Genomic DNA, 12,368 nt, shown 5'->3' on the forward strand with positions numbered 1-12,368 from the left:
GCCGCATATGCGCCCGGCTGCCGGAGCGCGGGCAACGGGCAGGGCGGTGAATGTCGAGAGGCCCGGCTATTCATACTCATGCTCCATTCACAGATAGCCTTGACAGCATTACGCACGGGGCGTATTATGCTGATACCGGAACGGGAACGCCGTGGTGTGTTCGAAGGCCAGCCCGGAGGGACTGAGAAGCCCCAACCCAGCCAGCAGTCCGCGCCCCCATCCCCTGTGGTGGGGGCGCGCCATGGAAGGGGCCCCTGCGGCTCCACCCTTGACACCCGGCCGCGCAGCGCCGATGGTCAGGCCACCATGACCCCCGACGCCGCAGTGATGGACGCCCTGAAAAGCAGCCTCGAACTGGGCAGCCTCGACCCGGGCAGCCACGTGCCGGCCTCGGCCCAGCTTCGCCGGGCGCTGACCCGGCTGATCGAAGGGGGCAGCCTGCGTCCCGGAGACGCCCTGCCGCCCGTGCGGAGCCTGGCGGCGGCGCTGGCCCTGGCGCCGAACACGGTCGCCAAGGCCTACGCCGCGCTGGGCCGCGACGGCCTGACCGTCAGCCGGGCGGGGGCGGGCACGGTGGTCGCGGCCGGGGCGTGGCAGGGGTCGCTTGAGCAGCGCTCGGCCCTGCAGGGCTGGCAGCGGCACACCCGCGACCTGCGGGCCGCCGGGATCAGGGGCGACGACCTGCGCGCCGCCCTGGAGGCCGTGCTGCTGGACGAGGGGCTGGACGCGGACAACGCTGTCCCTGGGGCTGCACCACTGTCCTGAGCCGCGCCACTGGAGTCCGGGCAGGGGCCGCACAGCCTCTGTTTCTGTACACTTCCGGGTGCCGAATCCAGGCCTCCCTAAAGGCCTGATCTATAAGTGTACTGTGTACACCATCTCCCCCCGCGCTAGGATGGGGCATGGCAAATGACGTCGCGCAGCTGAGCATCAACACCATTCGCACGCTGTCCATCGATGGCGTGCAGGCCGCCAACTCCGGGCATCCGGGGGCGCCGCTGGGCGCCGCGCCCATGGCCTACGTGGTGTGGCAGGAGTTCCTGCGCTTCAACCCGAAGCACGCCGAGTGGGCCGGGCGCGACCGCTTCGTGCTGTCGGCCGGGCACGCCTCGATGCTGATCTACTCGCTGCTGCACCTGACCGGCTACGACATGCCGCTACAGGAACTCAGGAACTTCCGCCAGTGGGGCTCCAAGACCCCCGGCCACCCGGAGTTCTTCCACACGCCCGGCCTGGACGCCACCACCGGCCCGCTCGGCCAGGGCGCCGCGATGACGGTCGGTATGGCGCTGGCCGAGGCGCACCTGGCCGCGCGCTACAACAAAGACGGCTTCCCCATCTTCGACAACCACGTCTACTCCATCCTGGGCGACGGCGACCTGCAGGAGGGCGTGAACCACGAGTCGGCGGCGCTGGCCGGGCACCTGGGGCTGGGCAAGCTGATCTGGCTGCACGACGACAATCAGGTGCAGCTCGACACCGCCACGAGCAAGGCCGAGTCCGAGGACACCGCCGCGCGCTACCGCGCCTACGGCTGGGAGGTGCTGAAGGTGGGGGACGGCACCGACCTGGACGAGATCCGCCGCGCCATTACCCAGGCGAAGGCCAACACGGCGCAGCCCACGCTGATCCAGGTGCGCACGGTCATCGGCTTCGGCAGCCCACGCGCCGGCACCTCCAAGGCCCACGGCGAGCCGCTGGGCGCAGAAGGCGTGGCCGAGACCAAGCAGGCCCTGGGCTGGGAGTACCCGCCCTTCACCGTGCCGGACGAGGTGCGCGCCCACATGGACGCCACCGGGCGCGGCGCGGCGCTGGAGGCCGACTGGAACACGATGATGGACGGCTACCGCGCCGCCCACCCCGAACTGGGCCAGGAAGTGGACGCCCTGCTGGCCCGCGACCTGCCCGCCACCCTCTCGGAACTGCTGCCCAGTTACGAGGTCGGCGGCAAGGCGGTGGCGACCCGCAACGCCTCGGGCGAGGTGATCAACGCGCTGGCGAAGGTGGTGCCCGGTCTGATGGGCGGCAGCGCGGACCTGTCGGGCAGCACCAAGACGACCATCAAGGACGGCGGCGAGATCCAGCCCGGCGACTACGCGGGCCGCAACGTGCTGTTCGGGGTGCGCGAGTTCGGGATGGCCGCCGCCGGCAACGGCCTGAGCCTCTACGGCGGCCTGCGCCCGCTCGTGGGCACCTTCCTGGTCTTCGCGGACTACCTGAAGCCGGCGTTCCGCCTCAGCGCCATCCAGATGCAGCCCGTGACCTACGTCCTCACGCACGACTCGATCGGCCTGGGCGAGGACGGCCCGACCCACCAGCCCATCGACCAGCTCGCCATGCTGCGCGCGGTGCCCGGCGCCCACGTGATCCGGCCCGCCGACGCCAACGAGACGGCCGCCGCGTGGCAGATGGCCCTGGAGTACGACAAGGGCCCCACCGCCATCGCCCTCTCGCGCCAGGATCTGCCCATCCTGCCGCGCAACCACGCCGGCGTGAAGAAGGGCGCCTACGTCGTCCAGGACGCCGAGGGTGGGAACGCCCAGGTCATCCTGATCGCCTCGGGCAGCGAGGTCAGTCTGGCCATCGAGGCCGCCACGGCGCTGAACGCCGAGGGCACCCGGACGCGGGTGGTCTCGATGCCCTGCATGGAAGTGTTCCGCGCCCAGGATCAGGCCTACCGCGACTCGGTGCTCACGCCCGGCGTGAAGAGGGTGGCCATCGAGGCCGCCAGCAAGGGCCCCTGGTACGAGTGGACGCAGGGCGGCCCGGTAATCGGCATGGACACCTTCGGCGCCTCGGCCCCGGCCGCCACCCTCTTCGAGAAGTTCGGCTTCAGCGTGGAGAACGTGGTGAAGGTGGTCAGGGCGGCGCTGTAAGCCGGCGTTGGGCAGGGGGCGACCGGGCTTACCCCGGCGTCCCCTCGCGCACCCAGGGAGCCTGAACGCTCGGCAGTTCCTGATCCAGCAGTGTCGCGGCGCCAAACAACAAACCCCGCATAGCAGCGGGGTTTTTCGTGCCAGAAGAAAGCCCCGGCCACCTCTACGGACGTCTACGCTGGTCTACAGATGCGGCAAAAAGAACGTGTCGGAGACAGTTTTTTCAGATCACTTCGTTGCGCCGATCTTCGGACGGAGACGGACATGCATGCTCGTGTTCGTCACGCGTTGGTCACGCCTCAGCTCCGGGGAAGGCGCGTGGGAGGACGCCTCACCCACGGGTCAACATGGAGAGAGCTTCGGGAACATGGAAGGTTTTTGCGTAGCATCCATCCTCCCCTTCAACCCCTTCAGGGAGTGGGCTGACAGTCAGGCTGGCTGCTCCCCGGTTGCCCAGGTGCTGCTGGAACACCGCGCCGGCGACCGCTTCGACGTGGTCTCGGCCGGGCTGGCGCCTGGTGCTACGGACTCCGATTGAATTCTGCAGAGATGCGGGTTCCATCCGGCTGGAGAAGAACCGAGGACGGATTCCGTATGAGGTCAATTCGCTGACCGTCCACGCGCTGCAGGACGCTGGGTCGCTCATGGAGTGTGGAGGGATGATGACGGCAGTGGTTTGTTGGGCCTGGAGGATTGCAAACTGCGTGATCTTGCCAGCCTCGAACGCCTGATCCTGCTTCTCTCTGAAGGGCTGCAGGTCGTGCAGCAGGGTGTGCGTCGCAGCAGGAATAGAGAGATTCCGGCAACCTTCCGGAAACTCGCCATGGGAGCGGCGGGGGACTTAACGGGCCAGATCCGCCTTGGAGAGAAACCGGATCCCCGCTTCGATCTCGCCCGGTGGAATTTCCAGGATGAGCCGGGGCTCACCGCCGACGTCCCGCAGGGCACGGAACACGGCGGGCCAGTGAATGGTGCCCTGCCCGGGCCGCCAGTGGCGATCCAGCATGCCGTCGTTGTCCTGGAGATGAAGGTGGCCCAGCAACTCGCCCGCCTCCACGATCCAGTGATCGGGGGACGGCCCGCCCCTGGACTGCATCAGGTGGGCATGCCCGACATCGATGCTCACCCGGACGGACTCGCTGCCGAACGAGCGCACCAGGGCCAGCAGCGGCGCGGGGTTCAGGTCGCGGATGTTTTCCATCATCAGCGTGCAGCCCACGCTCTGCGCCAGAGCCACGACCTCTCTCAGGGTGTCGTGTACCACGCCGATCTGGTCGCCCAGGCCGGTGCTGGAGGTGTGGGCCACCAGGGGATGTCCAAAGAAGTCGAAAGGGCTGTGGATGACCATATGGGTGGCGCCCAGTGCGGCCGCGAACTCCAGTCCCCGCTGCAGCCGCGCCACCGTGACGGCCCTCACGGCCGGATCACTCGCCATGACCGTCAGACCCCAGAACGGCCCGTGAATCCCGAGGCGGCCAGGGTATTCACCGAGATCCGCCCTGATGCGGGCGGCATGCGCCTGCCAGTCGGCGTCCAGGACGAGGTGGGAGACGGCGTCCTGAAGTTCGAGGTCGCGGCCGGCCTGGAGCCAGTCGCGCTGGGACGGGAGAGCGGACGAGGGCATGGCCGCACCGAGCAGCGGCAGGGCCGGCACGGGCGGGATGGACAACGCAGTGGGATGCAGGGTGGTCATGGTCTCTCTCCGATGTAGATAGGGTTGGACAGCAGCAGGGTGTTCTGCCAGTCCCGTCCGCCCGAGAATTCACTCTGAGCGGGGCGGGCGTAGACCTCGATGCGGTAATAGCCGGGCACCGGCTGCGAGTCCGTGAACTCCAGCTCGGTGTTGGCCTCGCCCGCCCCAAGGTCGAGGTGGGCGTGATACAGCCCGTTCTTGATCACGAACACCCTCACCGGGAAGGCCAAGCCCGCCAGGCCGACGTGGAGGGTGACCGTGTCCGAGACGGGGAGGGTACCGCCCATCTCGACCCTCAGGGAATCCGCCTCGGCGCTGAAGCGGAGGCCCGGCCCGAGCGAGACGTAGGCGCGGCCGGCTTTCAGGGCGCCGATCAGACCCGGCGGGTCGAGGTCGGCGGCGCCCAGGACGGTCACCACCTGACCCAGGCGGTGGCGCCCCGCGTGCGGATCGTGCGAGTCGGTGCCGGCCACGCCGGTGATGCGGTGGCCGGCCCGCAGCAGGCCATCCCAGAAGCTGAGCTGAGCTGCGTTGTTGGCACCTTCGAGGTGGTGGTAGATCTCGAACACGTCGCACAGCGACCAGTCGAACTCGTGGTATCGCCACCCCAGCCGGTTCGAGAAGGCGTGGTTGACGCCGAAGAGTCCACCCTGGGCATGAACCTCGTGGGCGACCGCGTTGATGTCCCAGGCCCGGTCAGGGTCATCCACGAAGGGATCGACCCAGGCGCTCAGGCCATGCAGGTTGGCGTGGCCACGGTGCCCGGTCAGTTCGGTCGAGCGCAGCACGGCGAGGTCGCTTCCCGCCTCAGCCTCCAGCTCCGGCCAGCCGGCCACCGTAAAGTGGTCGGTCAGGGCCAGGAAATCGAGTCCATAGCGCCGGGCCGCCCCCGCGAGAGCGCTGACGCTGACCTTGCCGTCGCTGTGATGGGTATGCGCGTGGAGTTCTCCCCGATACCAGCCGGCTCCGGGCCGCCCGTTGGTGGACGCTCGCCTGGGCGCCACCTCTGTTTCTGCCTGGGGTGTTTTTGCCTCGGGCCCGCCGGCCTGCGCCCGGGCCGTCAGCCGGTATTCGGTCGTCTCCTCGGTGTATTCCACATCGATCTGTGCGCGCCAGAGGCCGGCCTCAATCTGCCCGGGCAGGGCGCCCGGGGACGCCGAGCCTGCCCCCAGCTCCAGCTCCAGCACCACGTCTCCCAGCGCACCGGGATTCATGCGGGTGCCCCGGTAGCCCGCCGGGCCGAACAGCGACAGGAACAGCTGGCACTGCCGCTCCTTGTGAAACTGCAGGGTCACGCTCAGCCCGGAGACGCCGGCTGGAACTTCGAACTCGTGATGCAGGTAATGGACGCGCGGATGGGGTGAAACCTGACCCTCCACGTCCAGCATCAGGTCTTCCCCGGTGGGCACCGTGATCATCGTTGTCCTCCCGCTCCAGGGGGCGACCGCACCCAGCCGCTGACTCCGGCCTGGGTGCGGGCCTCACCCCAGGGCTTATACGGATTCCGTCCAATTCCCGTACATCCGGGACGGCACCGGATGCACGTCCATCTTCTCGGGCAGGACAGCGCCGCTGGCGACGCTTGCCCGCTCCCGGAATCCGTACTTTCTCCTTCTCCCTCTGCTGCGCAGCTTTGCAAGTCCGGTCGGATTGAAGCCCACACATGTGCGGGCTTCAATCGGAGTTGGTATTACTGCGTGTCTTTGAACAGGGGCGCGGTGCGTTCCACCAGATCCTTCAGGGTCGCGTCGATGGGCGCGTTCTGCACGAAGATCTTGTCGAGGGACTTGATGATCTCCTGGGTGCCCTGCACGTAGCCGGTGGTGCTGGGCCGGGGCCGGGAGTAGGGCAGCTGCTGGATGCCCACGCCCAGCCCCCGGTCGGTCGCGATGTACTTCTTGAAGGCGGGCAGGTTCGCCGTCGTCAGGGTGATGGGCACGTAGTTGCTCATCTTGATCCACTTGAACTGCTGCTCCGGCTGCGACAGCCAGGTGATGAAGGCCCAGGCGGCCTTCTGCCGGTCGGCCGGGATGTTCTTGCTGATCGCCAGGGTCGCGCCCCCCACCGGAACGACCGGCTTCTTGAAGAAGGGCAGGGGCGCCGTGCCGAACTTGAACGGCACACTCGCCTTGTAGGAGGGCCGGGTGGCCACGCTGTTCATCACCATCGCCACCTTGCCGGCCGCGAAATCCGCGTTGGTGTTGGGGCCCTGCAGCACGGCCGAGCCGTCCCTGAAGAAGCCGGCCCACTGGGTGATGACCTCCCGGGCGGCGGGCTGATCGAGGGCCAGACGCCCGCCCTTGACCATCTCCCCGCCGTTGCTCCAGATGGCCCCTTCCAGCACCCAGGGAAAGCTGGAGAGGGCGATGGCGGGCACCCCGGTGGCGGCCGTGATCTTCTTGGCGGCCTCACGCAGTTCCGGATAGGTGCGCGGCGGTGCGCTGAGCCCGGCTTTCTTGAGCAGGACGGGGTTGAAGTACATCACCGGGTTGGAGTTGTTCCACGGCATGCTGTAGACCGCCTTGTCGGGGCGGCTGACCTGGGCCCGGAAGACCCCCCAGAAGGCGTCGAAGCTCTTCTTGAAGCCGGGAAGGTCAGAGACGTCGACCAGGGCGCCCGAGGCCGCGAGGCGGGGGACATACGCGACTTCCAGGTGAAGGATGTCGGCGGCGGGCTGACCGGCGGCGATGCCAGCCAGGGCCTTTTGCACCACGCCCTCATAGTTGTTGCCGAACTCGGTGCGCACGGTCACGTCGCCCTGCGCGGCGTTGAAGTCGGCGACCATCGACTCGACGGCCTTGCCCAGCTCGCCGCCGAGTCCGTACAGGAAGGTGACCTCGGTCTTGGCGGACGCGGAGGAGAGCAGCAGCAGGGTGGACAGGGAGAGCAGGGTACGGGTCATCGGAACCTCGGTGGGGAGAGAGGGCGGGGGGCCGTGGGGTGCGGACGTGCGTGCCGGGCAGGGGTCTGAGCCGGAACTGGTCTGGCCTGGAACTGGTCTGGCCCGGAACGGGAAACTGGCAGGTAGGGTCATGACGGGGCTGGAGGGGTGGCGCTATCGGGCGCGCAGGAGAAGGCTGCTCAGCCCTTGACGCCGCTGGCCGCCGCGCTCTCGATAAACCACTTCTGGGCCAGGGCATAGATGATCAGCACCGGAAGCACCACGATCACGGTGGCGGCCATCACGACGGGGATGTTGCTGCCCTCCAGGTTCGAGAAGCTGGCCAGGCCGACCTGAACGGTGCGGTAGCTGTCCCGGTTGGTGGCGACCAGGGGCCAGACCAGGGCGTTCCACGACGCCAGGAAGGTCAGGACGCCCAGGGCGCTCACGGCGGGGGCATTGACGGGCAACAGGATGCGGAAGAGGAACTGCGCGGTGCTGGCGCCGTCGATCTTCGCGGCCTCCTCGAACTCGACCGGCGTGCGGAGGAAGGCCTGGCGCAGCAGGAAGATGCCGAAGGCGCTGGCCGTGAAGGGAACGATCAGCGCCTGATAGGAGTTCACCCAGCCGAACTGCTTGATGGTGATGAAATTCGGGATGAGCAGCACGTCGCCCGGAATCATCAGGGTGCCCAGCGTCAGGATGAACAGCGCATGTTTGCCGGGGAAGGTCATGCGGGCGAACGCGAAGGCGGCGAGCGCGCTGGTCAGCAGCACCGAGGCGGTGGTCGCCACCGAGATCAGGGTGGAGTTCAGCAGATACTGCGCGAAGGGGGCGGCCTTCCACGCCTCCACGAAATTTTCCCAGACCCAGGTGTCCGGCAGCAGGCCACCGACGAACACCTCCTTCTGGCCCTTGAAGGCGGCGAGCACCATCCAGATCAGGGGCATCAGGAAAGCGAGGCTGACGAGCAGCGACAGCAGTTCCTGGCCCAGGCGGACTCCCTGACGCGGCTTCACTGGTAGTGCACCCGGCGTTCCGAGAGCTTCAGCTGCAGCAGCCCCAGTCCCAGCAGGAGCAGGAACAGCGCGACCGACAGCGCACTGGCGAAGCCCATCTGGAAGAAGGAGAAGGCGTTCTGGTAGATGTAGTAGCCCAGCAGGTTGGTGCTGCCGGCCGGGCCGCCCCCGGTCAGCAGCAGCACCAGACCGTAGGACTGGAAGGTGCCGACCAGCGAGATGAAGAACACCACCATGGTCGTCGGGGCGAGCAGGGGGATGGTGACCCGCCCGGCCACCTGGGCGCGGGTGGCGCCGTCGATCACGGCCGCTTCCTCGAGTTCGCGGGGAATGGCCTGCAGGCCCGACAGGAAGAGCACGGCCGGCAGACCCACGCCCTTCCAGGTGGCGACCAGGATCACGGAGGCCAGCGCCGTGTTGGGGTCGCTGAGCCAGCCCGGGCCCGGCAGGCCGACCGCGCCGAGCGCCTGATTCACCGGGCCGGAGGCCGGACTGAGCAGGTAGTTCCACACCACCGCCGTGGCCGCGATGGACACCACCACCGGGGTAAAAACAGCCCCGCGCAGCAGGCGCTGCAGCCGGGTCGGCGCGTTCATCAGGAAGGCCAGCGCCATGCCCAGGGCTACCTCCAGGAAGGTCACGCTCAGCGCGAAGATGGCGGTGACGGTCATGCTCCGCCAGAACTCCGGGTTGGCGAACATCGCGGAGTAGTTCTGCAGACCGACGAGATTGGGGCGCGGCTGGAGCATGTCGGCGTCCGTGAGACTCAGGTACATCACCCGGCCCAGCGGATAGTACGTGAAGACGGCGAAGACCACCAGCGCGGGCAGGATGTAGGGAGCGGCGCCCAACAGGTGGAGCCCCCCTTCTGACCGCGCCGGTCGGGTGGCACGGGGTAGTGTTTGCGTCTTGATCACTCGTACCTCCGCCGTGAACCTAACGACCGGGAGTCAGCGACCTGTCAATCACAGCGAACTGATAAAACCCCCCTCCTGGCCGCCACTCAGGTCAGGCCCGCCCCGCCTGGACAGGGAGGGCATCGAGGTCAGGCCGCACCCGCTGACCGCCTGCTGACGCCCGGGGCTTTCCCCCCGCTCATCCGGATTCCGTCCATTTCCGGACATCCGTACTTTTTCCTTCTCCCTTCGGTCGGGTTCAACCCGTTATCTATAACGGGTTGAACCGGAATCCGTATCAGAGGGGCACATACCGCTGAAGCCAGCGGGCCACACCCAGTTCTTCGGGGCCGGGCACATGATCGTCGATGAGCTCAGCCACCCCGGGGGCGAGCGTTCCCACGCCGATAGACCGGCCCGCCCAGGACAGCATTTCCAGGTCGTTGGGGCCATCGCCGAAGGCGACGGTGTCCGACTGCGCGATGCCGTAGTGGGCCGCGATCCGCTGCAGGGCCCGGCCCTTGTCGGCTCCGGCCGCCACCACTTCCAGGTAGTTGTGCTCCCACAGGTAGTAGGCGTTCTCGGGAAAGCGCCGGGAGAGCTCCGTCGCCAGGCCGGCGGCCTGGTCGCTCATCAGGATGAACTTGTGGGCGCCCTCGCCCCCATACTCGGCGGGCGTCCACAGCTCCCGGCCGTCCTGGCGGGCACGATCCCAGCGTTCATGTGCGGGATCACGGACATACATCCGGTCGCGGGTCGACAGGAAGAACTGGGCGCTGTTCTGGGCGCTGTCCGGGGTGAAGCGCTCCAGCAGATACGACACCACCTCGCCGTCCAGATGGCGCTCCAGATGATGGTCGTCGCCATCTGCGTGAACCCGCGCGCCGTTGCAGGTGCCGAAGTGCCGGCTCACCTCCAGACCCGCGAGCGCCTGCTGGGCGCCCGTGTGGTGGCGTCCGGTAATCACCGTGACCTGATGCCCGGCGTTCCGGAGGGCGAGGATGGCCGCGCGGGTGGGCGCGGGCAGCTCATCGTTTCTGGTGATGATGGTTCCGTCGAGGTCGAAGGCGAACAGCATGCCCGAGGCTAGGCCGACCAGATCAGCCTCCTATCAGGTCAGGTGTGGTGAGGGAAAATCCGGCGGCCAGCGATCCCTTCGCCCGTTGACGGCCCCTTGACCCTGGCCTCCTACGCTGCACCCCAGATGAACCCAGACCGGACTGCCAGGATCACCTTCTACAACGGCATGCGTACCATCGGCGGCACGCACATTCTGATCAGCGAGGGCGACAGCGCGCTGGTGTTCGATCTGGGGTTGAAATACGACCCCGCTGAAAACCTGTCGGCCACTGACCTACCTCCAGTCCGGGAAACAGAGGCCGCATTGCACGTGCGAACCCGCAATGCGCCGCCTGTCCGGGGCCTGTTCAGCGGGGTGCACGAGCAGGATCTCGCGTGGGCGGCGCAGGGTGGAGACTGGCCAGTCACCGAGTCCTTCGGTCACCTGGCCGCGTTCGTCAGCCACGCCCACCAGGATCACATGGGCCTGCTGCAGAACGTGGCGGCCGAGGTTCCCGTGCATGTGCACGAGGACACCCGGACACTGCTGGGGGGACTGTACCAGGGCGGACTCACGCCACCTCCGGGCGCGCGTCTCACCGGACACCCGGACGGTGGGCAGTTCGCCGTGGGCTCCATGCAGGCCACCGTGCTGCCCGGTGACCACGATCTACCCGGCAGCGCCGGCCTGCTGGTCGAGACGGGGGGCGGGACGGTCGCGTATACCGGTGACTGGCGACGTCACGGCCTTCATCCGCAGCGCATGGACGCGTTCATCGAGGCGTGCTCGTCGCGGGGCGTGGATCTGCTGCTGACCGAGGGCACCCGCTTCGGCCCGGCTGGCCAGCCGGCACGCCACCCCGAGCCGATCCCCGAGGGCGAGCTTCCGGAACGACTCGACCACGTCCTGACCCAGCACGCCAGTGGCCTGGTCGCCGTGAGCTTTTATCCCAGGAACGTCGAGCGGGTGGCCGCCTTCGCCGCCGTGGCGGCCGCCCACGGCCGGCAACTCGCCGTGCACCCGGAGACGTATGCGCTGCTCCAGGGCACCTGTGGTCTGCATTCCCTCGACCCGGCCAGCGTGCGGGTACTCTCCGACCACGCCGACTGGCAGGATGTGGCCGCCGATGCCTCGGGGTACCTGACCGAGCTTCGCCTTGAGGACTTCCCCCGGCTCGCGCTGTGCCTCTCGCGGCCGGGAGGCGTATTCGTTCACAGTGATGGAAGTCCGCTGGGCGAGTACGACCCAGCCTGGTCTGGGATGATGGCCTGGCTGCGGGAGCTGGGGATGGACTACCTTCCCCTGCGGTCTGGAGGACATGCGTCGCCTGAGGATGTCCGCGCCCTGGTCGCCGCCATCGCTCCCCGGCTGATGGTACCCATTCACAGCCGGTACCCGGAGAGCATGCTCGTCCGGGGAGTCCCTGTCCTTCTGCCTCAGCGCGGTGAACGCTTTGAACTCGGGCATCTGGTGTCCTCGGGGACATCCACGGTGGTGTTGCCATAAGCAGGCGAGGCCGCCCGCCCTGCTGTGACCCCCCTGAGTCCGTGCCACCCACTTCGGGAGTCAGCGGTCTGGGCGTCCGGAACTGGGCTGTGAGCCTGGAGAACCGGAGGGGCAGGTCGCCCGGAAGATTCCGGTAGGTGAAAATCCATGCCCAACTTCCTCAGCCCACTTACACCACACTTAGGGCGAACTCCGCGGTCGGAGAGTGGCTGGAAGACAGAGGGTATGGGCGAAGTCGCTCAGGTTCCCGGCAGTACAGAGAACCCTTCATGCCCCCTGTGATACGGGTTCCGAATGCCATCCGTTCTGTGTTCGGAATCAATCCGGGGCGGAGGGACTCGCAGAGCTCCGCAGGAGAGGAACATCCAGTGCTCTCCTGGGTGTGACGGAATGGAGCGGCAGTCCGTATGACAACACCCGGCCACAAGCGTTGACAC

At 67.7% G+C, this 12,368-nt stretch carries 9 protein-coding genes; 3 read left to right on the forward strand and 6 right to left on the reverse strand.

Annotation, left to right across the window (positions count from 1 at the left end; translation table 11 throughout):
* Window positions 1-306: 306 nt before the first annotated feature.
* Entirely contained in the window at window positions 307-765 is a 459-nt protein-coding gene (locus CVO96_RS07875; RefSeq protein WP_165795238.1) for a GntR family transcriptional regulator, read from the forward strand.
* A 137-nt stretch (window positions 766-902) separates the two neighbouring features.
* On the forward strand, window positions 903-2,876 hold the full coding sequence (gene tkt, locus CVO96_RS07880; RefSeq protein WP_103311759.1) for a transketolase: 1,974 nt from the start codon (window positions 903-905) through the stop codon (window positions 2,874-2,876).
* 841 nt (window positions 2,877-3,717) lie between these two features.
* Here the strand turns inward: tkt and CVO96_RS07895 are convergent.
* The 6 genes from CVO96_RS07895 to CVO96_RS07920 all read right to left on the reverse strand — a co-directional run bounded on the left by CVO96_RS07895 (window position 3,718) and on the right by CVO96_RS07920 (window position 10,443).
* Window positions 3,718-4,569, reverse strand: coding sequence for a sugar phosphate isomerase/epimerase family protein (locus tag CVO96_RS07895; protein ID WP_103311761.1), 852 nt, complete (start codon window positions 4,567-4,569; stop codon window positions 3,718-3,720).
* Window positions 4,566-5,987, reverse strand: coding sequence for a CehA/McbA family metallohydrolase (locus tag CVO96_RS07900; RefSeq protein WP_103311762.1), 1,422 nt, complete (start codon window positions 5,985-5,987; stop codon window positions 4,566-4,568). The genes CVO96_RS07895 and CVO96_RS07900 overlap by 4 nt, the downstream gene beginning before the upstream one ends.
* Before the next feature lie 272 nt (window positions 5,988-6,259).
* On the reverse strand, window positions 6,260-7,471 hold the full coding sequence (locus CVO96_RS07905) for an ABC transporter substrate-binding protein (RefSeq protein WP_103311763.1): 1,212 nt from the start codon (window positions 7,469-7,471) through the stop codon (window positions 6,260-6,262).
* Window positions 7,472-7,650: 179 nt separating this feature from the next.
* Window positions 7,651-8,469, reverse strand: a complete 819-nt coding sequence (locus CVO96_RS07910) for a carbohydrate ABC transporter permease (RefSeq protein WP_243398219.1) — start codon at window positions 8,467-8,469, stop codon at window positions 7,651-7,653.
* Window positions 8,466-9,320, reverse strand: a complete 855-nt coding sequence (locus CVO96_RS07915) for a carbohydrate ABC transporter permease (RefSeq protein ID WP_243398220.1) — start codon at window positions 9,318-9,320, stop codon at window positions 8,466-8,468. Before CVO96_RS07915 ends, CVO96_RS07910 begins: the two co-directional genes overlap by 4 nt.
* Window positions 9,321-9,663: 343 nt before the next feature.
* Window positions 9,664-10,443, reverse strand: a complete 780-nt coding sequence (locus CVO96_RS07920) for an HAD family hydrolase (RefSeq protein WP_103311764.1) — start codon at window positions 10,441-10,443, stop codon at window positions 9,664-9,666.
* Window positions 10,444-10,569: 126 nt separating this feature from the next.
* On the opposite strand from CVO96_RS07920, the gene CVO96_RS07925 reads away from it, so the two are divergent.
* Complete coding sequence (locus tag CVO96_RS07925; RefSeq protein WP_103311765.1) at window positions 10,570-11,931, forward strand: MBL fold metallo-hydrolase; 1,362 nt, start codon at window positions 10,570-10,572, stop codon at window positions 11,929-11,931.
* Window positions 11,932-12,368 lie beyond the last annotated feature (437 nt).

Source organism: Deinococcus koreensis (assembly GCF_002901445.1).
In the GTDB taxonomy this organism is placed as follows: Bacteria; Deinococcota; Deinococci; order Deinococcales; family Deinococcaceae; genus Deinococcus; species Deinococcus koreensis.